The 22,714-nt window shown below is 69.2% G+C and carries 24 protein-coding genes and 2 pseudogenes; 11 read left to right on the top strand and 15 right to left on the bottom strand.

Annotation, left to right across the window (positions count from 1 at the left end; all coding sequences use genetic code 11):
- Positions 1–164: 164 nt before the first annotated feature.
- The 4 genes from ACIRQ7_RS30210 to ACIRQ7_RS30195 all read left to right on the top strand — a co-directional run bounded on the left by ACIRQ7_RS30210 (position 165) and on the right by ACIRQ7_RS30195 (position 3,225).
- Positions 165–917: a (5-formylfuran-3-yl)methyl phosphate synthase gene (locus ACIRQ7_RS30210; RefSeq protein ID WP_404265871.1), complete on the top strand. Its 753-nt coding sequence runs from the start codon at positions 165–167 to the stop codon at positions 915–917.
- A gap of 8 nt (positions 918–925) precedes the next feature.
- On the top strand, positions 926–1,120 hold the full coding sequence (locus ACIRQ7_RS30205) for a hypothetical protein (protein WP_404265789.1): 195 nt from the start codon (positions 926–928) through the stop codon (positions 1,118–1,120).
- Between the two features lie 2 nt (positions 1,121–1,122).
- On the top strand, positions 1,123–2,226 hold the full coding sequence (locus tag ACIRQ7_RS30200) for an NAD(P)-dependent alcohol dehydrogenase (protein WP_404265788.1): 1,104 nt from the start codon (positions 1,123–1,125) through the stop codon (positions 2,224–2,226).
- 90 nt (positions 2,227–2,316) lie between these two features.
- A complete protein-coding gene (locus ACIRQ7_RS30195) occupies positions 2,317–3,225 on the top strand; it encodes a class I SAM-dependent methyltransferase (RefSeq protein WP_404265787.1) in 909 nt (302 codons plus the stop codon).
- A gap of 232 nt (positions 3,226–3,457) precedes the next feature.
- Here the strand turns inward: ACIRQ7_RS30195 and ACIRQ7_RS30190 are convergent, their stop codons facing one another.
- From ACIRQ7_RS30190 to ACIRQ7_RS30155, 8 genes are all read right to left on the bottom strand, one after another.
- On the bottom strand, positions 3,458–3,865 hold the full coding sequence (locus tag ACIRQ7_RS30190; protein WP_404265786.1) for a 5-carboxymethyl-2-hydroxymuconate Delta-isomerase: 408 nt from the start codon (positions 3,863–3,865) through the stop codon (positions 3,458–3,460).
- Positions 3,866–3,982: 117 nt separating this feature from the next.
- A complete protein-coding gene (locus ACIRQ7_RS30185) occupies positions 3,983–5,065 on the bottom strand; it encodes a prephenate dehydrogenase (RefSeq protein ID WP_404265785.1) in 1,083 nt (360 codons plus the stop codon).
- A gap of 117 nt (positions 5,066–5,182) precedes the next feature.
- Positions 5,183–6,118, bottom strand: coding sequence for a DMT family transporter (locus tag ACIRQ7_RS30180; protein WP_404265784.1), 936 nt, complete (start codon positions 6,116–6,118; stop codon positions 5,183–5,185).
- Complete coding sequence (locus ACIRQ7_RS30175; RefSeq protein ID WP_404265870.1) at positions 6,115–7,365, bottom strand: PLP-dependent aminotransferase family protein; 1,251 nt, start codon at positions 7,363–7,365, stop codon at positions 6,115–6,117. The genes ACIRQ7_RS30180 and ACIRQ7_RS30175 overlap by 4 nt, the downstream gene beginning before the upstream one ends.
- 65 nt (positions 7,366–7,430) lie before the next feature.
- On the bottom strand, positions 7,431–8,348 hold the full coding sequence (locus ACIRQ7_RS30170; protein ID WP_403676511.1) for a phytanoyl-CoA dioxygenase family protein: 918 nt from the start codon (positions 8,346–8,348) through the stop codon (positions 7,431–7,433).
- On the bottom strand, positions 8,345–9,502 hold the full coding sequence (locus ACIRQ7_RS30165) for an alpha-hydroxy acid oxidase (protein WP_404265783.1): 1,158 nt from the start codon (positions 9,500–9,502) through the stop codon (positions 8,345–8,347). The genes ACIRQ7_RS30170 and ACIRQ7_RS30165 overlap by 4 nt, the downstream gene beginning before the upstream one ends.
- Complete coding sequence (hppD, locus tag ACIRQ7_RS30160) at positions 9,499–10,611, bottom strand: 4-hydroxyphenylpyruvate dioxygenase (protein ID WP_404265782.1); 1,113 nt, start codon at positions 10,609–10,611, stop codon at positions 9,499–9,501. Before hppD ends, ACIRQ7_RS30165 begins: the two co-directional genes overlap by 4 nt.
- 594 nt (positions 10,612–11,205) lie before the next feature.
- Positions 11,206–11,334 carry a hypothetical protein gene (locus ACIRQ7_RS30155; protein WP_404265781.1) on the bottom strand — a complete coding sequence of 43 codons (129 nt, stop codon included), beginning with the start codon at positions 11,332–11,334 and terminating at the stop codon, positions 11,206–11,208.
- A 5-nt stretch (positions 11,335–11,339) separates the two neighbouring features.
- On the opposite strand from ACIRQ7_RS30155, the gene ACIRQ7_RS30150 reads away from it, so the two are divergent.
- From ACIRQ7_RS30150 to ACIRQ7_RS30140, 3 genes are read left to right on the top strand one after another with little or no spacing between them, the layout of a single operon-like run.
- The gene (locus ACIRQ7_RS30150; RefSeq protein ID WP_404265780.1) at positions 11,340–11,945 is read left to right on the top strand and encodes a DinB family protein; all 606 of its coding nucleotides are present in this window, start codon (positions 11,340–11,342) and stop codon (positions 11,943–11,945) included.
- A 24-nt stretch (positions 11,946–11,969) separates the two neighbouring features.
- Entirely contained in the window at positions 11,970–12,329 is a 360-nt protein-coding gene (locus tag ACIRQ7_RS30145; RefSeq protein WP_404265779.1) for a transposase, read from the top strand.
- A 47-nt stretch (positions 12,330–12,376) separates the two neighbouring features.
- Positions 12,377–12,622, top strand: coding sequence for a hypothetical protein (locus ACIRQ7_RS30140; RefSeq protein ID WP_404265778.1), 246 nt, complete (start codon positions 12,377–12,379; stop codon positions 12,620–12,622).
- 105 nt (positions 12,623–12,727) lie between these two features.
- On the opposite strand, the gene ACIRQ7_RS30135 is transcribed toward ACIRQ7_RS30140, so the two are convergent.
- A complete protein-coding gene (locus tag ACIRQ7_RS30135) occupies positions 12,728–13,459 on the bottom strand; it encodes an SDR family oxidoreductase (RefSeq protein ID WP_249952316.1) in 732 nt (243 codons plus the stop codon).
- A gap of 128 nt (positions 13,460–13,587) precedes the next feature.
- On the opposite strand from ACIRQ7_RS30135, the gene ACIRQ7_RS30130 reads away from it, so the two are divergent.
- Positions 13,588–14,178, top strand: a complete 591-nt coding sequence (locus tag ACIRQ7_RS30130; RefSeq protein ID WP_404265777.1) for a TetR/AcrR family transcriptional regulator — start codon at positions 13,588–13,590, stop codon at positions 14,176–14,178.
- A 99-nt stretch (positions 14,179–14,277) separates the two neighbouring features.
- On the opposite strand, the gene ACIRQ7_RS30125 is transcribed toward ACIRQ7_RS30130, so the two are convergent.
- From ACIRQ7_RS30125 to ACIRQ7_RS30100, 6 genes and pseudogenes are all read right to left on the bottom strand, one after another.
- Positions 14,278–14,628 carry an SDR family NAD(P)-dependent oxidoreductase gene (locus ACIRQ7_RS30125; protein WP_404265776.1) on the bottom strand — a complete coding sequence of 117 codons (351 nt, stop codon included), beginning with the start codon at positions 14,626–14,628 and terminating at the stop codon, positions 14,278–14,280.
- Between the two features lie 85 nt (positions 14,629–14,713).
- Positions 14,714–14,803: pseudogene (locus ACIRQ7_RS30120) on the bottom strand (IS5/IS1182 family transposase); the annotation flags it as partial.
- 132 nt (positions 14,804–14,935) lie between these two features.
- Positions 14,936–15,325: a VOC family protein gene (locus ACIRQ7_RS30115; RefSeq protein ID WP_404265775.1), complete on the bottom strand. Its 390-nt coding sequence runs from the start codon at positions 15,323–15,325 to the stop codon at positions 14,936–14,938.
- Positions 15,326–15,470: 145 nt separating this feature from the next.
- Positions 15,471–16,253: a hypothetical protein gene (locus ACIRQ7_RS30110; protein WP_404265774.1), complete on the bottom strand. Its 783-nt coding sequence runs from the start codon at positions 16,251–16,253 to the stop codon at positions 15,471–15,473.
- A 2,177-nt stretch (positions 16,254–18,430) separates the two neighbouring features.
- The gene (locus ACIRQ7_RS30105; RefSeq protein ID WP_404265773.1) at positions 18,431–19,057 is read right to left on the bottom strand and encodes a hypothetical protein; all 627 of its coding nucleotides are present in this window, start codon (positions 19,055–19,057) and stop codon (positions 18,431–18,433) included.
- A gap of 123 nt (positions 19,058–19,180) precedes the next feature.
- The gene (locus ACIRQ7_RS30100; RefSeq protein WP_404265772.1) at positions 19,181–19,537 is read right to left on the bottom strand and encodes a MarR family winged helix-turn-helix transcriptional regulator; all 357 of its coding nucleotides are present in this window, start codon (positions 19,535–19,537) and stop codon (positions 19,181–19,183) included.
- Positions 19,538–19,787: 250 nt separating this feature from the next.
- Here ACIRQ7_RS30100 and ACIRQ7_RS30095 point away from each other — a divergent pair, with 250 nt between their 5' ends.
- The 3 genes and pseudogenes from ACIRQ7_RS30095 to ACIRQ7_RS30085 form a co-directional block, all read left to right on the top strand.
- Positions 19,788–20,342 (top strand): GTP-binding protein, encoded by a 555-nt coding sequence (locus ACIRQ7_RS30095; RefSeq protein ID WP_404265771.1) that lies wholly within the window; start codon positions 19,788–19,790, stop codon positions 20,340–20,342.
- Between the two features lie 489 nt (positions 20,343–20,831).
- On the top strand, positions 20,832–21,908 hold the full coding sequence (gene recA, locus ACIRQ7_RS30090) for a recombinase RecA (RefSeq protein ID WP_404265770.1): 1,077 nt from the start codon (positions 20,832–20,834) through the stop codon (positions 21,906–21,908).
- Positions 21,909–22,518: 610 nt separating this feature from the next.
- Positions 22,519–22,698 (top strand): annotated as a pseudogene (locus tag ACIRQ7_RS30085) (VOC family protein); the annotation flags it as partial.
- Positions 22,699–22,714: the final 16 nt, after the last annotated feature.

The raw sequence follows: 22,714 nt of genomic DNA, 5'->3' as shown, positions 1-22,714 counted from the left end.
GCGCACGGCGCACTGAGTACGCCCGCAGCACCACGTCCGGTCTCCGCGCGCCCTTCCGGTGGTCACGAACCGCCCTCAATGATGAGCACACCACAAGGAATCCAAGCGACTCCGCACACCTGCTTCCTGGACAGGTGGATGTGCGGGGGAAGGAGCGCACGGTGTTGCTTCTCATTTCCCCGGACGGCGTCGAGGAGGCCCTCGACTGCGCGAAGGCGGCGGAGCATCTCGACATCGTGGATGTCAAGAAGCCCGACGAGGGCTCGCTCGGCGCGAACTTCCCGTGGGTCATCAGAGAGATCCGCGACGTGGTCCCGGCCGACAAACCGGTGTCCGCCACCGTGGGAGACGTGCCGTACAAACCCGGCACCGTGGCCCAGGCGGCACTCGGTGCGGTGGTCTCCGGAGCCACCTACATCAAGGTCGGCCTCTACGGCTGCACGACGCCCGACCAGGCTGTCGACGTCATGCGAGGGGTCGTCCGGGCAGTGAAGGAATACCGGCCGGACGCCCTCGTCGTCGCCTCGGGTTACGCCGACGCCCACCGGATCGGCTGTGTCAACCCGCTCGCGCTGCCTGACATCGCCCTGCGCTCCGGATCCGACGCGGCCATGCTCGACACCGCGGTCAAGGACGGGACCCGGTTGTTCGACCACGTGCCGCCTGAGGTCTGCGCGGAGTTCGTGCGGCGGGCCCACGAGGCCGATCTGCTCGCCGCCCTCGCGGGCAGCGTGAAGGTGGGAGACCTGGGCGCACTGACCCGCATCGGCACGGACATCGTGGGGGTGCGCGGGGCGGTCTGCGAAGGCGGCGACCGCACCACCGGAAGGATTCAGCCGCAGTTGGTGGCCGCCTTCCGGGCGGAGATGGACCGGCTCGCCCGAGAACACACGGCTGCCGTCACCGCCGCGGGCTGACCGCCGGCATGGTCACGCATCAGCCCCGGCACGTCCGCGAACACACGGCCACGCCCGTGATCACCGGCGAGCGTTGTGCCGTCCTCGATCCGGCAGCCGGTGAGACCTTCGACGAGGCCGCCGACCAGCAGCCGAAGGGGCTGGACGCCGCCGTCGTCCGAGCCCGCGAGGCATGGCGCCACTGGCGTCCGCAGGAGGCGTAACGATGAGATTCGGCGCGGCGGTACTGCGTTCGTACGAAGGCCGATTCGCCGTCGAGGAGGTGCTCCTGGACACGGGACCGGCCGACGGCGAGATCCTGGTCAAGATCGCGGGCTGCGGGATGTGCCGGACCGATCTCGCGGTCAGGCGTTCGGCGGGCCGCTCACCACTGCCGGCGGTGCTCGGCCACGAAGGCTCCGGGGTCGTGGTGGAGACGGGCGGCCCGCACACCGGCCTCAGCAACGGCGACCACGTCGTCCTGAGCTTCGACTCCTGCGGCTTCTGCCGGAACTGCTTGGCCGCTGCCCCCGCCTACTGCGACTCCTTCGCGTCGCTCAACCTCTTCGGAGGGCGCACGGAGAACGCCGCGCGGTTCACCGACGTGGCCGGGGACGAACTGGCTCCCAGGTGGTTCGGCCAGTCCTCGTTCGCCGAGTACGCGGTGGTCCCGGCCCGCAACGCCGTGCGGGTCGACCCCTCGCTGCCCGTCGAACTGCTCGGACCGCTCGGCTGCGGGTTCCTCACCGGCGCCGGGGCAGTCCTCAACTCCTTCGCCGTCGGGCCGGGCGATACCCTCGTCGTCTTCGGCGCAGGAGCGGTGGGCCTGGCCGCAGTGATGGCGGCCACCGCCTCCGGAGCGGTGACCGTGGCCATCGACCGGCATCCCGAACGCCTGGCCCTCGCCGAACGATTCGGCGCGACCGGGCTGTACGCCACCTCACCCGACCTGCCCGGCCGCATCCGGCAACTGACCGACGGCGGCGCGTCCTACGCGCTGGACACCACCGCCTCCGTCCAGCTGATCAACGACGCGCTCCGGGCTCTGCGCCCGACCGGCCACCTCGGTCTGGTGGCACGCCTGCACACGACGTTGCCGCTCGAACCGGGGGCGCTGGACCGAGGCAGGAGGATCGCCCATATCTGTGAGGGCGACGCGGTGCCGGGACTGTTGATACCGCGGCTGACCGGGCTGTGGCAGGCCGGGCGGTTTCCCTTCGACGAGCTGATCCGTACGTATCCGCTCGCCGACATCAACGAGGCCGAACGCGACTGCGAAGCGGGCCGCGTGGTCAAACCCGTCGTGATTCCGGAGGGGAGGAGCGGGTGAGGGAGACATGCACCGTCCGCTGTCTCCCCGAGCGGCCCTCATCGGCCGTCGTCTGACTGAGCTTTGGTCCCACTCGCCAGCGGAGGAAACGTGGTCGGCACAACGCATCGCAGCACCGGCGTGGAAGGCGTGGAAGGAGGTGTAGGAGTGACCGCTCTCCTGGTCGCCGCGGCACGGGCGATCGAGACCCACCGCCACGACGCGCTTGCCCGGGACGTCTATGCGGAGCACTTCGTGCGAGCCGCACCGGCGTCCGCCGGCTGGCCGGTCCGCATGCAACAGGTCCCGGACGGGGATGCGAACCCCTTGTGGGGACGATTCGCGCGGTACTTCGGTCTGCGGACGAGGGTCCTCGACGACTTTCTCCTCCGGTCGGTGCACACGGGTGGCGCCCGCCAAGTGGTCCTGCTCGGGGCGGGGTTGGATTCTCGGGCCTTCCGGCTCGAATGGCCTGCCGGGTGCGTGGTCTTCGAGATCGACAGGGAAGGGGTGCTGGCGTTCAAGCACCAGGTGCTCGACGGACTGTCGGCCACCCCGAAGACCGCGCGCGTGCCCCTCCCGATCGATCTCCGCGCCGACTGGGTCGGGGCACTCGCCGATGCCGGCTTCGACCCGGCCGCACCGAGCGTCTGGCTGGCCGAGGGGTTGCTGTTCTACCTGCCGCCTGCCGCCGAGACGTACCTCATCGACAGGGTGGACCAGTTGAGCACCGACGGCAGCGCTCTGGCGTTCGAGGTCAAGCTCGACAAGGACCTGCTGGAATACCGTGACAGCCCGCTCTACACCTCGACGACACAGCAGATCGGCATCGACCTGCTCAACCTGTTCAACAGGGAGCCGCGCCCCGACTCCGCTGGTGACCTGGCGAGCAAGGGCTGGTCCACTTCGGTCCACACTCCCTACGAATTCACCCGTCGGCACGGCCGCGGCCCGTTGTCCGAGCAGAACGACGCCCTGGCGGGCAACCGGTGGGTGTTCGCGAACAAGCCCCGCCGATAACCCTGCGGCCGGGCGAACGGGCCGCCGGCCGGGCCCGGACCAACACATCGCTGCCCCCTGCCCTACTGGCGTTCGGACCTGCCCACGCGTCTGACGGCCCTTCAGTTCCCGATCCAGGGCAGGCGCGCCGGCCGGGCTCCGGCGACAGGCCGTACGACCTGTCGGAGTCGGCTGGGTGGGGTGGGCGTCACCGGATGGTGGCCCCCGGACGCGGCGCGTACGGGGGCCACCATCAGCGGCCGCCGGGCGAAGCGGGTGTGGCAGGGTCGGCGGGAGCAGCAGGCGACACGTGCTTGGTGTAGGCCCGGCCGAGGTCGCACACGTCCACCGAGGCGTGTACCACCAGGCCGGGGACGGAGGCCGTGTGGCGGCGCACCAGGTCCAGTACGGCGCGGCTCAGCGCGGACTTGGTTTCCGTCGTACGGCCCGGCAGGATCGCGAACTCGATGTGGATCAAGGCCTGTCCGGGCTCGCCGTCGGCGATGACGGTCTCATCGACGCACCGGAAGCGGGTCTTGCAGCTCTCCACGGTGATGCCGTCGATCGTCTCGGCTGCCAGCGTGTGGAGTGCGAGGGCGAAGCGACGGCGGTCGAACGTTGCGTGGAGGGAGTGGTCGTAGTCGACGGCGATGTGCGGCATATGAGGTCCTCCAATTCGTGGGGTGTAGTGGGGCGAAGTGGTGGTGCGTATCGATGCTCGCTGCGTACCGGGCGCATGGCGAGGGGGGCTCTCACGGACGGTGAGGGGGCGCGGGGGTCAGCGGACCGCCCAGCCCCGTTCGCGCAGGGCATCGGTCAGTCGGTGGGCGGCGTCCGGGGCGACCAGCAGCTCGGCCGGAGCGGAGGGCGGCGCTTCCGCGTGCGGGAGGATCACGCCCTCCAGGTCCACCCGCGTCTCGCCCACGTCGTCGAGCAGCCGCTCCAGCCGCCGGTCGTGCTCACCGAGCGGGACCGAGAGCGAGGTGGGGGAACCCGCCCCCTCCCCGTGCGGGGTCGCGATGCGGGCGCGGCCCTCGCCGCCCCGTCGCAGCATCCCGGTGAGCTCCGCCAGGGCGGCGTGCTGCCCGTCCGGCTCCCCCTCTGTCAGCCGGCGCAGCGCGTCGGCCGTGCGGAGCAGGTCCGTGGTGAGGTCGGTGAGCAGGGCGCCGACGGCGGGGGCGTTGGCGGCGAGGATGTCCGCCCACAGCTCGGCGTCGCCGGCCGCGATCCGTGTGACGTCGCGCATGCCGCGCCCGGCCAGCCGCACCGCGTGGTCCTCACCGTCCAGCAGCCGGGCCGCCGTCAGGCTCGCCATCACATGGGGCAGATGGGAGACCAGGGCCACGGCCCGGTCGTGGTCGGAGGGGGCCAGCAGCACGGGCACCGCGCCGCACAGCGACACCAGCTCCAGGGCGCGGTTGAGGGTGGTCTCGCTGGTCTCCGGGGTGGGCGTCAGCACCCAGTGCCGGTCCTGGAAGAGGTCTGCGCGGGCCGCCAGCGGCCCGGAGCGCTCCCGTCCGGCCAGCGGGTGCCCGCCGACCAGGGCGGTGGTGTCGCATCCGAGGGCCAGGCACTGGGCGTGCGGAAGCGCCTTGACGCTCGCGACGTCCGTGTAGGCCCGCGCCAGTTCGGCCTTCTGGTGCTCGGCGATGCTCCTGGCGGTGTCGGACGGCGGGACGGCGATGACGGCGATGTCCACCGGTGCCGTAGGGGGCCGGGGCGTGCCCGCTCCGCGCGCGGCCGCGAGGCGCACGCTTTCGGGGTCGCGGTCGATCAGGTGGGTGGTCACTCCCCGGCCGGTCAGGGCCAGGGCGATCGATGTGCCGATGAGACCGGTGCCCACAACTGCAGCGGTATGCAAGGGTCGCTCCTCGACCAGAGGGAAGAGGCGGCCAGAGGGAACAGGCGGCCAGGGGGAACGGGCGGCCAGGGCCTGTCCGGACGCACGCGTCCAGGCCCTGGCCGGTCCGAGGCTCTGCTACTTGTCGGCTGGAGCCGGTTCCGCCGGCTCCCGCGGGGTCCGGTTGCCGGTGAGACGCCGCAGCAGCGCCGGGTTGGTCAGCATCACGGCGTTGCCGATCAGGATCAGCGCCACTCCGGTCAGGTCCCGCGCCGTCCAGTGGAATTCCTCGAACACCGTGGACAGCACGAGCGCCACGATCGGGAAAAGCACCATCGCGTACGACGCGCGCTCACCGCCGATCCTGCCGAGGAGGGTGAGATACGCGCCGAAGCCGATCACCGAGCCGAAGACGGCGAGGTAGACCAGCGAACCGGTGTAGCGCAGCGTGGGTTCGAACAGAGCGCCGTCGCTGAAGAAGACGGCGAACGGCACCATCAGCAGCGCCCCGTACCCCATGGCATACCCGGTGCCCTGGATCACCGGAATGCCCGCGGCCTGGGTCTTGCCGGAGACCACATTGCCCAGGCAGAAGACCAGGGTGCCGATGGCCGAGAGCGCAATGCCGCGTCCGGAGCCGGAGGAGAGGTCGAACTTCTGGAATTCCGGCCAGAAGACGGTGGCGATCCCCAGCAGCCCGACCGCCCCGCCGGTGAGCGTTTTCGCGGTGACCGACCGCCGGAAGAAGAGGCGGGCGAAGGCGATGTTCACCACCAGGGACATCGCGAAGATGATCGAGACGAGACCGGTGGCCAGGTGTCCTTCGGCGAAGTAGAAGCACACGAAGTTGGTGGAGAACATCAGCCCGCCCATGAGGGCGAACTGCCCGTGGACGCGCAGCGGATAGCGCAGCGGAAGCCCGCGCAGGCGAGCCCACGCCAGCAGGATCACGGCGGCCAGCGCGAAGCGGTAAAGGATCGATGCCGTGGGGTGCACCTCCCCCAACTGCCCCTTGATGGCCAGCCAGGTGGATCCCCAGATCAGCACCGTCACGACGTACAGGACGGCGTTCATACGCAGCACTCCTCCAGCAGGCCCGCCAACCGGCGGGCCCCTTCCGCGATGTGTTCCGGCGTCAGGTAACTCAGCGAGAGGCGCATCTGGCTCCGGCCGCCGCCGTCGTCCGGGTAGAAGCAGCGCATGGGCGTCCAGATCACCCCGTGCTCGCGGGCGGACCGTTCGAGCAGTGCGTTGTCGGCGGGGACGGGGAGGGTCAGGGTGAGGAAGAATCCGCCCTCGGGCGCGTTCCAGCTGATGCCGGCCGCCTCGCGCCGCTCCGCGGGCAGCAGCCGGTCGAGGCTGTCGAGCAGGACTGCAAGGTTCTGCTGGTAGAAGTCGGCGGCCGGTTTGTTGGCCGCCCGCAGGCGGAAGTCGTGCGTGAGCAGCATGCCGCCGATGACCGCCTGGCTGAGCGCCGGCGTGTTCACCGTCACCATGCCCTTGATCTTGGACAGCTCGTCCGCCAGGAAGGTGCGGCTGCCGTCCGCTGCCTGGACCAGCTGGTCGGCGACGACATAGCCGACCCGGGCTCCGGGGAAGCAGGTCTTGGCGAAGGAGCCGAGATAGATCACCCGCCGCCGGCGGTCCAGCGCCTTGAGGGTGGGCAGGCCGGTGCCGGTGCGGGTGAAGAAGCCGTACGGGTTGTCCTCCAGGAGGAGCAGGTCCTCCTCCTCGGCCATGCTGAGCAGCTGGTGCCGGGTGGGCAGCGGCAGGCAGGTGCCCGTGGGGTTGGAGAAGTCCGGCACCACGTACAGCGCCCGCGGCCGCTTCCCCTCCGCGCGCAGAGCGGCGACCGTACGCCGCAGCGCTTCCGGGTCGGCGCCCCGCTCGCCCTCCGGCACATGCACCGTCTCGATGTCCAGCAGCCGGGCGGCTCCGGTGATCCCGACGTAGCAGGGCGAGGAGACGAGAAGGACGTCCGAGGGGTCGCGGAAGAGTGCGCGCAGGGTGAGGAACATGCCCTCCTGGCAGCCCACGGTGACCACCAGGGACTCGGGATCGGTCTCGATGCCCTCGTCGTTGTGCAGGGCACGTGCCACCAGCTCATGGATCTGGCCGTTCGTGCGCCCATATTGGAAGAGCAGGGTACGGACCTCGTCCGGGGTGCGTCCGAGGTCCTCGGAGAGGTGCCGTGTGTAGGCGTCGAGGTAGTAGCCGATTCGCTCGACCTCGAACAACCCTTCATAGGGGCGTCCGGGTCCGAAGGAGATCGCTTCCGGGTATCGGGAGGTGACCTCGTTCAGGAAGTTCATCACGTCCATGAGCGGGTCGCCGAGCGAGCCGTGCAGTTCGTCAGCCGACAGCACGGTGGTGGAGGGCGAGTCGGTCACCGGGAGCCCTCCCACAGGACGGGGCAGAAGTCCGGGTCGGTGTAGTCGGGGTGGCCCTGTGCGTCCGCACGGACCAGCACGTCGTTGTTGTAGATGACCTGGTCGCCGGAGGACAGCTCGTAGGGGCGCCACTGGTTGGTCCGGTCCTGCAGGTGCAGGGAGATGGCGCGACGGGGACGGTCGCTGACGTTGTATCCGCTGCCGTGGTAGGTGCGGCAGTGGTGGAAGCTGAGGTGTCCCTTGGGGATGTTCACCGGGACCTTGCGCACCTCGGCACCGTTGAAGGCGGCGTTCTCCGCGAGCACTTCCTCCAGCTCCGACCGGTCACGTTCGGCGAAATGGCGGCTGGTGGAGTCGTCGCCGCCGATCTCCTTCCAGCGGTGACTGCCATCGACCATCGTGATCGTCCCCATCTCCTCGTCACAGTCATGGAAGGGGATGAAGGCGGTGAGCATCTCGTCGGAGGAGCATGTCTGCCAGTAGTGGCGGTCGAAGTGCCAGGGCACGATGTTGCGGGCGTCGTCCGCACGCGGCGGCTTGTGGATGAGGGTGCTGTTCCACAGCCGGATCTGGCCGGTCTCGGCGATGCGCGCCGCGACCGCCGCGATGAGCGGCTTGGCCAGGATGCTCCGGATTGTCTCGTCCTCGTAGAAGATGTAGTCGTTGTGGCGGTGCACATCGCCCTGCGCGGGCTCCCAGTACGCCAGGCGCGGCGGCCGCGTCGGCAGAGTGCGGTCACGGTGGCCGGCGTAGAAGCGGTCGGCCGCGGAGTTGAGCAGGTCGACCTCCTCGTCGGTCAGCAGCTTCTTCGACAGATACCAGCCGTGCTCCTGATAGAAGCGCACGTCCTCGTCCGAGGGCAGCAGGTCCCGCTCGGCGGCGGTCAGCGTGGCGGGTGCATCGTTCATCGTCATGCCAAGTCCCTGTCGTTCGTGGTGGGGTGGTACGCGAGGTGGGGCGCAGGGTGCAGCAGGTCGGGGGCGATCATGTCGAGGCGGGGGCGGCCGGTGAGGGCCATCGCCTCCTCCAACTCCCCCTGCAGTGTGCTGAGCACGCGCTCGACGCCGGCAGCGCCGTCGACGGCCAGGCCCCAGAGGACCGGTCGGCCGACGAGCACGGCGCGGGCGCCCAGCGCCAGGGCCTTGAGCACGTCCGTGCCGCGGCGGATACCCCCGTCGACGAGGACTTCGCAGTGGTCGGGTACGGCCGCGACCACTTCGGGCAGCGCGTCCAATGCGGCGACTGCGCCGTCGAGTTGGCGGCCGCCGTGGGTGGACACGATCAGTCCGTCCACTCCCAGTTCCGCTGCCCGCCGGGCGTCCTGTGCGGTGAGTACGCCTTTCAGGACCAGCGGCAGGGCGGTCAGTGAGCGCAGCCAGGCCAGGTCGTCCCAGGTGAAGGCGTCGTCGTGGTGCCGGTCGGCATGCTCGGCCAGGGTGGAGCTGCCGGAGCGGGCCGTGTGCAGCCCGTCCCGGTGGCCGTCGTCGAGATTGACCGGCCGGATGTGCGACGGCAGGCTGAATCCGTTGCGCAGGTCGCGTTCGCGGCGCGCCATCCGCGGGGTGTCGACCGTGACCACCAGGGCGCGGTAGCCCGCGATTTCGGCCCGCCGTACGAGGGACTCGGTGACCTCGCGGCGGCGCAGCACGTACAGCTGCAGCCACAGCGGGCCGGCCGCGGCCCGGGCGGTCTCCTCCAGCGTCCGGCTCGCGTAGGTGCTGGTGACGGCGAGCGCGCCCAGCGCGCCGGCGGCACGGACGGTGGCGGTCTCGCCCCCCGGGTTGACCAGCCGGTGGTAGGCCATCGGCGCGATGCCGATGGGTAACGCCACAGGCCTGCCGAGCAGGGTGGTGCCCGTCTCGACCCGGGAGACGTCGACGAGCACCCGGGGACGCAGCCGGTAGCGGTCGTACGCCGCGCCGTCGCCGCGCAGGGTCACCTCGTCACCGCTGCCACCGGCGATGTAGTCGAACACCGGCCGGTCGAGCCGGGCGCGGGCCGCCGCCTCGTAGCCCGGCAGCGTCGGGAGCTGCTGCGCGTCACCCGGGGCGCTCGGTGACGCGGTCATCCGTCGGCCCCCGCCGCGGCTCCGACCGGTACGGCTGCCTGCGGCTCCTCGGTGCGCCCGCGCTCCACTGCCTCGTAGAGGGCCTTGATGTTGCCGCTGCCGAAGGTTCGCGCGTCGAGCCGCTGGATCAGCTCGAAGAACACCGTTCCGCGGGCGTAGGGAGAGCGGGTGAACACCTGCACCAGCTGGCCCCATTCGTCCCGGTCGGCCAGCAGACCCAGCTCCTCCAGCACCGCCGGGTCGATGTCCACCTCGATGCCGCGTTCGGACAGCGTGGAGTAGTAGCCGCTCGGTGTCGACAGCAACTCCACTCCGGTCGAGCGCAGTTGGCGTGCCGCGCGGACGATGTCGTCCGTTCCGTACGCCACGTGCTGCACGCCGGGGCCGTCGAAACCGTCCAGGAAGTCGTGGAGCTGCCCGCGGCCGCCTGCGGGGTCCGGCTCCACCATGGTGAAGGTGATGCCCCGGGTCTCGTCCTGTACGACCTTCGAGGCCATCGCCTGGCCGCCGACGACTATGTGCTCGTCGTAGGTGTGCCGCAGCCCCAGCGCCCGCTGGTAGAAGTCGACCATGGCCGCCAGCGAGCCGGGGCGCAGGCACAGGGCGAGGTGATCCACGGAGCGCAGCAGCTCGGGAGAGGCCTGCGGGTCCGCCGCGGTGGTGGGCCGGTAGCGCCCGGGCAGAAAGTCACCTGCCGGGTCCGCCCGCTGCACGAAGCTGTGGACCAGGTCGTTGGTCACGGCGACGGTGGCCCGGGTGACCCGGCCGCCGGCGTCCTCGAAGGTCTCCGGTTCCGCGACGGCGTCGGCGCCGGCGGCCACCGCGTGTGCGAAGTCCCCGGCCGCATCGGACGTCCGCAGGGCGACATCGCGTACCCCGTCGCCGTGTCGGCGGACGAACCGCGCTGCCGGGTGGTCGGCGTGCAGCCCGGAGGTCAGCACGATGCGGACGCCGCCGTGCGCCAGCACGAGCGAGCGGGCACCGGCGAGTCCGGTGCGCGGGCCCGCTTCGGCCACCACGCGGAAGCCGTAGGTGCCGCAGTAGTAGTGGGCGGACTGTTTGACGTCCCCCACGTAGAACTCGACGTGGTCGATGGAGTGGGCAGTCACTTTGATCCGTTCTCGCGAGCGGGGCGGCACTTCGTTTCCCCCGTGATCGCAGCCGTGAGCAGTGCGTCGGACAGCCGACACATATCCCGAAAGTTGTTCGGCATTGCCGAACTGAGAGGAAGCAAAACGCAGCGACCTATCCCCCGTCAAGTGGCGTCCGCACAGCGAGAGTTGTTGGTCCAGTCGTCAACTACCTCTTGGTATGCAGACATTGCGGGGTGACGACTGGGGTTGTCGCGACAGGGGCCGGAGAAACGGAAGCTACTGTCGCGTTCAGGATTGTCGAACGACGTTCCTACTCATAGAGTCTCGCCCATGACACCGTTAGTTGGCATCGCGCTCGAATCGCGCCATGCGGAAGTGGCCCTGGGGCTGCGCTCGTTGATCGATCGGATCGACCACGGAAGCGTCGCCGTCGCCACGGCCGGAGATACGGACAACGTCCGTACGGGGACGAGTTACTCCCTCACCCTGAAGGCCCTGGGCACCACCCGACTCGGGCGCCCACGGCACGCGCGACACAGACGCCGGCAGGCCGGCCATAGCCGGTGCGGACGGCTGGGACAGCGCGTTCACCGGCGCCAAGAGGGTGTCTCACGTGACACCTTTCGCGAGCTTCTTGTAGCAGATCAGGGCGGCGGCCATGGCCAGGCCTCGGCTCTGCCAGTCGTTGCGGACCACGTACGGGATCTTGAGACCACGAGCAGCCCCTGGCAGGCTCATGCCGCATGATCGATGAATTCGCGAAAGACCACCTGCACGGGAGACTGCGGTGGGACCGCAAGGCGCTGCTCCGGAAACTCGACGGCTTGTCCGAATACGACGCCCGCCGCCCTTTGACAGCGACCGGGACCAACCTTCTCGGCCTGGTCAAACACGTGGCCACCGTCGAGGCCAGGTACTTCGGCGAGGTCTTCGACCGCCCTTCCCCGGAACGGCTGCCCCGGTGGCAGGACTCCAACGGCAGCGATCTATGGGCGACCGAGGACGAGACCCTCGATCAGATCACCGGGTTCTACCGGCGCACGGGGGAACACTCGGACGCGACGATCAACGAGCTTCCCCTCGACGCCCCCGGCCTCGTGCCGTGGTGGCCGGAGCCTGATGCCGACACGAACCTGTTCGCCATCATGGTCCATGTCCTCGGCGAGTCCATCCGGCATGCCGGGCACGCCGATATCCTGCGCGAGGGCCTCGACGGCCGGACCGGGCTGCGCGCCGAATACGAGAAGCAGATCGACGAGGAAGCCCGTGCGGCCTACTGCGCGAAGATCGAGCAGGCTGCCAGGTCGGCCGCACCCATCACGGCTGAGAGGTTGTCTCACGTGACTTGATGTGCGTGCGGCATGCTGCCGGCCGTGGGCGCTGATCCATCGAAGCGCCTGGTTCCTGATGAACTCCGGGAGCCGGCCGCCCCGTTGCTGCCGTCGTTCGCTGCTCGTCCGCAAGCTGGTGAAAGCGCTCCGTGTGACGAGCGGGCCGTGTTCACGGTAGTGGTGTACGCGCTGACCAGCTGCTGTGCCTGGCGGCAGCTGCCGCCGGCGTTCGGCACGTCGCCCGCCACCGCGCATCGCCGCTTCACGGCAGAGACCGAGACCGGCCTGCGGTGTCGGCCGCACCGGGCGGTGCTGGACGAACTCGGGGCCCGGGGCGAGGTGGACTGGACCTCGGCGATCGTCGACGCGCCCTCCGTTCGCACCAAAAGGGGGGATCGCTGACCGGGCCGAACCCGGTCGACCGCGGCAAGGAAGGCAGCAAGCTGCACGTGCTGTCCGATGCCCAGGGCATCCCGCCCGCCATCGCCGTGCCCGGCGCGAACATGCACGACAGCCTCGCCCTCAAGCCGCTCATCCGCGACATACCCGCCGTCCGGTCCCGCCGGGGACCACGGCGGCGCCGCCCCGCCAAACGCCGCGCGGACACGGCACACTTCTCCGCCGAACGCAGTCAAAAACTGTCCGGGCCGAAGTCACGCTCCTCACACCACCTGGAGGCCCGTGGGTTCAGCTGAACTGAAGCTTGTTCAGGGGGAACTCGGGGGTCGGTCCGTGTGCGCCGGCTGGGGGTGTCCGTGGGTTCGGCAGGAATGTGTGTCGTCCGGCGTGGCTGCGCAGGCCTATCCCTGGGCGGTGGGGCGAACGACGATGTCACCTACATCGACACCGTCCGGCTGTTCGATGGCGAAGGCGATGGCGCGGGCCACCGCGTCCGGCGAAAGAGCGATCTCCATCATCTTGTCGATCTGGTCCTTCACAGCCGGATCCATGCGCTCTGCGAAGTCCGTGCGGACGGCGCCGGGCGAGACGACGGTCACGCGCAGGCTGTCGCCGGCCTCCTGGCGCAGGCCCTCGGAGATGGTGCGCACGGCGTTCTTCGTGCCGGCGTACACCGATTGGAGCGGCACGATGCGCAGTCCGGCGGTGGACACGGTGTTGACGAAGTGCCCGAAGCCCTGCTCCCGGAAGACGGGAAGGGCTGCGGCGATCCCGTACAGGACCCCTTTGAGGTTGACGTCGATCATCTCCTCCCAGTCCTCGACGCGCAGGTCATCCAGACGGGAGATCAGACCGATCCCGGCATTGCTGACGAGGACGTCGAGCTTCCCGTATCGATCGCGTGCCAGCTTGACGAGGCCGGAAAGGTCCTCGTGTCGCGTCACGTCCGTGCGGGCCCAGGCGGCTTCACCGCCGGCCTTTTCGATGCGGGCGGCCAGGGCCTCAAGACGCTCCGGACGGCGTGCCCCGAGGACGATCTTCGCGCCGCGCTCGGCGAGCAGGAGCGCGGTTGCCTCACCGATGCCGCTGCTGGCGCCCGTGATCGCCACGACTTTGCCTTCGATTCCCGACATGATGAGCAGTCCTTCCAGCAGAGGAGTGGGCGCGGCCATGCCCTACAGTGAAAGTGGAGGCTCCGCCACTTCATCAGACTAAGTGGCGGCTCCTCCACTTAGCAAATGGAGACAAGGGAGAGCCTCTGATGGCCCGGGATGCAGGACGCCCGCTGAGGGCTGACGCACAGCGGAACCGCGACAAGATCCTGGCCGCCGCGGTGCGCGTGTTCACCGAGGAGGGACTGGATGCGCACTTCGAGCGCATCGCCAGAGAAGCGGGCGTGGGAACCGGCACCCTCTACCGCAACTTCCCGACCAGGGAAGCTCTGATCGAGGCGGCGTACCGCAACGAAGTGGCCCGGCTGTGCGACGCCGTCCCCGGCCTCCTTGCGGCGATGTCGCCGCCTGAGGCCCTGCGAGCCTGGACTCGCCGCTTCATCGACTACGCCACCGCCAAACTCGGCATGGCCGACGCCCTGCGAGCCGTCGTCAACTCGGGCACCAATCCCTACGCCGACAGTCACGAGATGATTCAGGCCGCCCTCTCCTCCCTCATGAACGCCAATACCGCTGCCGGAACGATCCGGTCCGACATCAGCCCGACCGACATGTTCGCCGCCCTCGCCGGTATCGCCCTCACCTCGGCCAAGCCCGAGCAGCGAGAACAGGCCGAACGCCTCCTCGACCTCACCCTGGACGGACTGAAGCCTGCGCCGTCGCGGCTCCCCGGAAACTGACGGCAGAAGCCCGGAGACCATCGAAGAATCCCGACGTCACGCCACAAGGCCACTGAGCAACCGAAGGAGGAAGAACCCACTGGCCACGGGGCCAGGGGCTCAGCGAGGCACCCGGTCCGGGGCGGAGGGTGCTGGTCGATCCGTCAGTACGATCGAGGCGCCGTCCGACAGCAGGGGCAGAGCCTTCTGGACGGTGAGGATCGTGCCCTTCACGTTCGTACCGAAGGTGGCGTCGATGGCTTCCTCTGTGATCTCACCGAGACGCTGAGGGACAGCGCTGCCGGCGTGGGCAACGAGCACGCCGATGCGGCCCGCCTCCTCGCGCACGACCGAGTAGAGGTCATCGAGGTCCGTCTGTACCGAGACATCGGCCCTCACGCCGGTGGCCGCCGGCCCGATCTCAGCGACGGCCGCGTCGAGCGGCTCCTGACGGCAACCGGCCAGGAACACCCGCGCCCCTCCGCGGCGAACCGCCTGGCGATGGCAAGCCCAGTGCCACTCGACAGGCACTCGCGGTTGCGGCCAGTGCCTGATAGCGCCGGTCGCCCCCTCGGGTGAGGATCAGCATGGTGGTCCACTCCACGAGGGCATGCGGCAGGTCGAGTGCGGCAGGATGAAAGACCAACGAGGCCCCCGAGCAACGTGATGGGGACCTCAGACATCCCGATCAACAGCCGGGACCTCGCTGTTGCGCTTTACGGCCCGCCACTCCATCGGTGGCCCACTCGAGGAAGCTCACTGCCGCACATCCCCGGCGCTATCGACCAGGACCGCTTCCTGCCTGCGGCGGCGACTCAGGCAATGCGAAATGAGGGTTCTCGATTACCCCGACCGTCGATCCGGTCGGATCGGTCACCGAAGCGGCACGGATAGACCCGCCAACCTCCTGCACCCCTTCACGCACCGTGGCTCCCGCCGCGACAAGCCGCTTCAACGCCTGGTCAGCATCCGGTACGCCCCAGTAAGTCACGGGCCCGTGCACAGGATCTGCATGAGGATCGAGAGCCAACTCGAAGCCACCGACGTGATAGCCGACGTAATAGGACTCATCGAAGTAAGGCTCCACGCCGAGAACGGACGTCCACCACGCCTTACTGGCCACAACATCCGGCGCTGGATACATCACCACACGTAAACCCAGAAACATGCACTTTCCTTTTCAAGGCAATTCAAAGGACGCAATATCTGGACAGCTTATCTCCAAGGCCCGAATGAAGAGTGAGTAGCCGCTACTTCCGTAACACCGACCTTGCTACTGCTTTCGCACACTCCTCAATAACACTCACTGAGGATCAGTGAGCGGCGCCGGAGTCGTCGCCGGTCTGCAGGGAGGATTCGTCGACGGCCTCGAAGTCGTCGCCGCGCAGCTGCTTCAGCGCGTTCAACTGGTCGTTGTCCCACCGCTTGTCCTCGTCGCCGGAGACGAACCAGCTCGAACCGTTGTCGGCGACGAAAGCCCCATAGCGCTGAAGTGCCATGGCGATCACACGCGCCTGCGGCGGCAGGCTTGCGGTGTTCACGGAGCCTTTCAATCGCAGACGCAAGCCCATCGGCGGCAGGCTGTCGTCCTTCGCGGCGCCGGCGTCGTGGCGGGCCGGCCAGAGATGTGACGTGTTCGACCGGGGCACGGTGATCCGCAGGGCATGGTCGATCTCCCCGGCGGCAACCTCGTCGTAGCGCACAAGTCCCGGCAGGATCGGCAGACCTGCCGCGTCCGCCGAGGTCCATCCCTCGGGGCGCAGCGCGTTGGAGTGGAGGTCGAAGACCGCACCGGACCCGGCGTGCCAGGAATTCCGTGCTGCGGACGTGGCGTCGTAGAGCTCGTAGGACTTGCACCTGTGCCGGTCGAGGACCACGACATGGCGGTCGCCGTCACCGTCCGGCCCGTTCTCGACCCGCGCGTCGGACGGGATGCGATAGCCCGCGGGGTCGGACTCGTCGGCGTAGTCGAAGGTGACCTCGGATTCCGGGCCCGGACCGTCGAGTGTGGTGACGGGTATGCCGAACGGTTTGCCGTCGATCAGCCCGGAACCGAAGTCGGGGTGCAGCGGTTTCTCCGCCCCGATGGAATGCACATAGGCGTCCGACCTTGCATGGCGGGGAAGTTGATCGGCCGGGGTACGCCAGATGCTCGATGCCGGGGCCACCTGGTCGCAGGATGGCTGTGCGGTCGCCGCCCGGGACGGCGGCTTCGCCGACGGCGGCGAAGAGGGGTGCCCACCGGCCCGGGGACGGGCGGACGTACGTGGCGTGGCGGCCGTGCCAGAGGGGGATGCCACTGGCCGGAGCGCGGGGCGGGCGGCCCGGGTGGCGGCTGCCGGGTGTCCCGTGGAGTCGGGTTGGGCGGCGTTCGCACAGGCCAGATATCCGCTCACCACGGCCACACCAAGGATTGCCGAGGAGGCCAGGAAGCGTCGTCGCGCCGGTGGTTTTCTGTGCGTCATGAGGGGTCTCTCCGCGCGCACCCTGTGCCGGGTTCCGGTTCCGGGAGCAGCGCACAACGGGCGGTGGCGCACGCCAGGAAACGCACGCACCGCGCGGGCCTTCGGATGTCGCGGAGACGCTAGCCGACTCGGACGGGCCGGCGTCAGGGTCCGGTGCGGCAGCGGGGAAAGTTGAGTAGTTCCTGCTCACCGCCGGTGGCCGCCCGGGGGCTCGAAGGACAGGCCGAGGCCTGCGAGGAGTGACGGAGCGAGCGCGGGTGGCCATCGTGCGAGGCGCGACCCGGCCCCGCCTGAGCAGCCTTCCTCAATCGGGCCCTGAGCGGCCTTCCTCAGACGGGCTTGGCTGCCGATCGCGTCAGCTCGTCGTGGCGAACGACGCGGTCAGTCCTCGCCGGAAGCGCCCTCCCCTCGGCGAAGGCCTTCAGTTCGCTCTGGGAGTGGTCGTTACATGTCACGCCCGCATCAGGAGCGATGCGCGGGTGACGGCGGCATGCGGCGCCCCCCGGGGACTCCAGAAGCCGCCGTCGCCACCAGAAGCCCGACCTGCATGGTCACCCTTGGCGCCGGTCTTGCCGTTCCAGGGCATGGCCCTGGTTCATCGGCAAGGCGCGAACCTGCCGTGCGGATGCGCCCCCACCTCGCGCGGGCCAGACAGGGGAACTCGCCGCCGCCCGGCGCCAGGTAGGTGAAGCCACCCGGCGTGTGACGGCACCATGCCGTCATGACGACCGCTCGGACACCTACGCCGGCCTACGGACCCCGGCGAGACGCCGCACACGCCCCGCCCCCGGAGGAACTTCGCCGGGAGGACAGGTGCATCGCCACGATGCCGGGCGGATGGTTCGACGTGACGCGCCGCTGTTGCTGGTGCAGCTCCTGGGCGACAGTTCCGGCCCTGCACACGGACTGGAGTTGCCAGTGGTGCCACACACAGCACGGGCCCTCGGAATGCCTCACCGTCGACGGGCTTCCAGTGGTTGAGGAGCTGGCCTATCCGGAGGGGCCCAGGTAGAGGTAACCATGGGCGCTCAAGCGACCGTGGAACCCCCGGCCGAAACCAGCTGACCACGGGCCCTTCCGTAGGTGGTGGCATCATCAGGCGCCACCATCTGGAATCCTGCACCTGTCCCGAAACCGCTGCCATCGCGGAAGGGTGTGGAAGTGGCCCTGAGCGCACTGTGGTGGAGGGGGCTCCCCTGCGGGAACAGTCCAGCTCCGGGCGACAGTGCTCTTGTGTCCGCCATGCGACTGATGAGGCGTCACGAGCGCCACAGATGCCGCGGGCGGGGCAGACAACGTCGTGCTGTCTGCCCCGCCCGAGGCATCTGTGGGCCTCGACCGAACCGTTGGCACTTCGCCCGAACAGGGAAGCCGAAGACCGACGTCAACGTCCCGACCCGCCACCCGCTCCACGACCAGTTGGTAAGAACTCCCGACGCCGAGGGCTACGCCGGCAACGTGCGAGGGATTTCGAGAAGCTCTTCATCGCCTCTGACGGCACCGTCGCCGCACGTTTCGCCCCCAGAACTGACCGGACGCCGACGAAGTCGCCACGGCCATCGGAGCCGCTCCCCCGCTGACGCCGGCGGTTGCCGCATCCACGGGTGCGCCCACGCCCGGAGGCCTGACGCGCCTGGCCAAGGCGTTCCCGTTCAGGCACACGCCAACGGCCGCAATCAGACGCACCTGCCGCGAGGTTCATCCACGAACCGGGCGTCGATGGCGTGGACGAATGCTGGGTCGAAGTCGAGCAGGCCGCGCGCCTTGCCACCGACGTTGCGCAGGGCATGGCTCGGCAGCCGTCCGCCCTATTGCCCTCTTCCATCGGCGAGCCCTCGTTCTTCTTCTGCCTGTTCTTGCGCGAGGCGGGCGAGGCGTTCGGCTTCGGCGCGTTCCGCGGGTGTGGGCGGGGGCGGCTGCTTGCGGGCATGGTCGTGCCAGTACGCGGCTATCGCCGAGGTCCGGCGCAGGACGCGGTCCGGCGCGGGCGGAGCGGGCCAGAACTGCAGGAGGTAGCAGTCGAGTTGGGGTTCATGGTCCAACCGGGTTTCCTGCTGACTTGCCTGGTCCATGCCCTTGGCGCAGTAGCGCACCCGGTAGTCGGTCTCTTCCAGACCCAGCTCCCAGGACACCTCGCCTGCCCATAGGACGAGCGCGCTGCCGGCCGAGCCGGGGCGGAAGGACGCCTCCACGACGTCCTCCCAGGCCGTCTCCAGCGGCGGGGCCTGACCGTGGACTTCGACGGTGAAGCCGACGTCACCTGTGTGCAGCCCGGTCGTCAACCACAGCGCGCCGGGAACCGCCGCCCCGCACAGCCCGCCGCTCTGACCGGCGAACGCCTCCGCGAGGTCCGGACCGAAGCTGTCCGGATCGCTCTCGACGAAGATCTGGCCGTAGTGAACATGGAGCTCACCCTCGACCGGCCTGTACACCATTGCCCATCACCTCCCGGAACGAGCGCTGCACCGCAGCCTACAGAGCAGCACTGACAGCTTCGTTCGACCACCCGCAGAGGCGGCGTCCCTGGCCGGCGACCTGCACGGATCGACCCAAGGGGCCTACCGCTGCGGCCCCTGGACGGCCCGTCGAAGCAGTGCGAGGAACTGGTCTCGCTCCCGCGGGGTGAAGTGCGCCAGCATCTGATCGCTCACCGCGATGACTGCGGGGGCAAGGCCGGTCGCCAGCTCCCGGCCGCTTTGGGTGATGCTCACGAGCTTTCGCCGTCTGTCGCTGTCGCCCTTGACCACGTCCACCAGCTCCCGCCGTTGCAGGCGGTCCAGAAGTGGCGCCAGGGTCGACTTGTCGAGACTGGCCAAGGTGGCGAGCATGCCCTGGTCCATGGTGCCGCGGGTGTGCAGCAGGCTCAGGACGGTGAATTGCGGCCCGGTCAGGTCCTGGTGAGCGCTCCGACGCAACGTCCGGAAGGCATCCTCGCCATCCCGATCCAGGACCGTCCCCCCGATGCACTTCGGAGTCCGCGTCCGGCACGTTGTGAGGGCCGGCACCCGCCAGGCGTCGGCCCTCGGACTGGCGGTCATCCTGCTGCTCGACGGTGAGGAGCAGCTCCGGATGCTATCCCCCCCCTGAGGATCCGGCCCCGCAGGCCGACCCTGTTGGTGGGCCGATAGCCTGCTCTGGCAGTTGGCAGCAGGCGAAGGGTCGGGCATGTGGGGTAGGCGGCGGAACGGCGGTACGGGGCCGGTGGTGCAGGCGGCGGTCATGGGCGCCCAGGGGCACGGCAAGAGCACCCTGGTCCGGGCGTTGACCGAGGTGCTGCCCCAGGAATTCCGGCAACCGCTGCAGCCGTTCGGGCAGTTCGGCACGGCACGCGGCCCGTTCCGGCTGCACGACAGCCCCGACCTGGACACCTTCCGGTCCCGGATCCCCGCCGGCGCTGGGCAGTTGCACGGCGCACTGCTGGTCGTCTCCGCCGAGGACGGGCCGCTGCCGGAGACCCGGGAGTATCTGGCCGCGGCGCGGGCGGCGGGCGTGGCACGGATCGCGGTGTTCCTCGGCAAGTGCGACCTGGTCATCGACCAGGAGATCGCGGAGCTGATCGAGCTCGAAGTCCGCGAGCTGCTCGACGAGTTGGAGTACCCCGGGGGCCACTGCCCGGTGGTGCACGGCTCCGCGTTGCAGGCAGTGCAGCACGCCAGGTCCCGGAAGGCTCGCCGCGATGTAGTACGTCTGGCGGAGGCCCTTGACGGTCACTTCGGCTGACTCCGGATCGGCCGCGCCCAAGCGAAGCGCTGCTGTGCGCCGGCACCGTACGGGGAGGGCGGCCGAGCATACGGTGCAGGTGCGGCTCCGGCCGTACTGCGTCCCGTCACGGGGATCAGCGCTTGCCCGGTCCCGCACGGACCCCACTCCGGGTCCGGCATGAACAGGCTCAGACGGTAAGTGGTTGGCGGCATCCGTCGTCCGCAGAGCGTTTCGGTCCGGGACATCGTCCAGTCCATCCACTGCTCCGCGGAACGCAGGCGGCCCAGCTGAGCGCACCACTCCGACGGAAGCGGGCGGCGGCGCGGGCTGCGTCCGGCGTGTCCGGTGCGCGATCCGTCCCGCTTCTCTCGGTTTGGTACCTTTCACTGGACACGTAAATCGATCGGATGTTTGCTTACTGGGATCTCCGAGACGTCCGTTGTCGGCAGTAGACGCTCACGTTCTCCGACGTGCGGCGTGCCACTCAATCGGACCGGGTGAAAGCTCATGGCAGGAACCGACCCCGAAAAGGCGCTGGACACCGCGCTCGCACAGATCGAGCAGAAATTTGGCAAGGGTGCGGTCATGCGCCTCGGCGAGCGGCCCAATGAGCCCATCGAAGTGATCCCTACCGGATCGACCGCGCTGGACGTGGCGCTCGGTGTGGGCGGTCTGCCCCGCGGCCGCGTGGTGGAGGTATACGGGCCGGAGTCCTCCGGCAAGACGACGCTGACGTTGCACGCGGTGGCGAACGCACAGAAGGCCGGCGGCTCGGTGGCATTCGTCGACGCCGAGCACGCTCTGGACCCGGAGTACGCCAAGAAGCTCGGCGTCGACACCGACAACCTCATCCTGTCCCAGCCGGACAACGGTGAACAGGCGCTGGAGATCGTCGACATCCTGATCCGCTCCGGCGCGATCGACTTGATCGTGATCGACTCCGTCGCCGCCCTGGTGCCACGCGCCGAGATCGAGGGCGAGATGGGCGACTCCCACATGGGTCTGCAGGCCCGCCTGATGAGCCAGGCACTCCGCAAGATCACCAGCGCGCTCAGCCAGACGAGGACAACGGCGATCTTCATCAACCAGCTCCGCGAGAAGATCGGCGTGATGTTCGGCTCCCCGGAGACCACAACTGGCGGCCGCGCCCTGAAGTTCTACGCCTCCGTGCGTTTGGACATCCGGCGTATCGAGACGCTGAAGGACGGTACCGACGCCGTCGGCAACCGCACCCGCGTCAAGGTCGTCAAGAACAAGGTCGCGCCGCCCTTCAAACAGGCCGAGTTCGACATCCTCTACGGTCAGGGCATCAGCCGCGAGGGCGGCCTGATCGACATGGGCGTCGAGCACGGCTTCGTCCGCAAGTCCGGCGCCTGGTACACCTACGAGGGCGACCAGCTCGGCCAGGGCAAGGAAAAATCCCGCAACTTCCTCAAGGACAACCCCGACCTCGCCGACGAGGTCGAGAAGAAGATCCTCGAGAAGCTCGGAATCGGGGTACCGGCGAAGGCCGCAGCCTCCGAGGACTTGGGCGCCGTCCCGGGCCCTGATGCCGCCCGGACCCCAGCGGGAAACGCCGTCTGACTGGCACGGGCGTGGACGAGCCGGGGTCGGGCTTCCCACATGTTCGGCATCGCAGTGTGCTCCACGGCCCAGATCCGCTCGCGTCCCTGTTCCTTGCCGAGAACCTGCTCGTGCGCGTCCGGGCGATACCAGCCCGTACACGAGGCGCAAGGACACCGCGCTCGGCAAGGATTCGACTACCGCGTCAGGGCCGGCTGGTCGTGAGCGGCCGGACGCGTCGGGAATGCCGGGCACCTCGGGGATGGCTCCCTCCTGACCGGAGCCGGCTGGAGGCACAGGTGACTGGAGAGCACGGGGAGTTGCGCATCCCGCGCGAGCGGAGGTGTGGCGTCGCACAAAATCCGGACCATTCCCGGACCACGTTGGCGGACGTCACCGACAGCACTCTCTCGTTTTCGCGTATCAACGCAGCCGCCACGGGTGTACGACCAGCAGTCGAAGAAAGTCTTTTGGCCTCGTACTCGCCGAGGAAGCTGGGCCTCTCCTAGGAGGCACAAGAAAAGGCGCCTGAACTGGGCATTTACCAGTCAGGCGCCTTCCGTATGGGCCCTGAGATCAAGGCCCAGTTTGCCATGTAGGCCCTAAATTTCCCCATCCCCATCCCGTTGCTGACCAGAAGTCCGGCAAGAACCGCATGCACTTCGACGTCACCTCCCCCGCCCCTGCCGCCGAGCGGCAACGAGTCGAGGCACTCGGCGGCCGCCATCACCAGGAATACGCCGGCGGCGGGTTCCCGGTGATGGCCGACCCCGAAGGCAACGAGCGGCTCCCGCGCAGCTGGAGAACCTGAGCGGGCCCGCCCGCGG

Origin of the sequence: Streptomyces sp. NPDC101393 (assembly GCF_044767385.1) — a bacterium.
Classification (GTDB): domain Bacteria; phylum Actinomycetota; class Actinomycetes; order Streptomycetales; family Streptomycetaceae; genus Streptomyces.
Note: the sequence above shows the minus strand (reverse complement) of the source record. Positions and strands in the feature narration are given on the sequence as shown.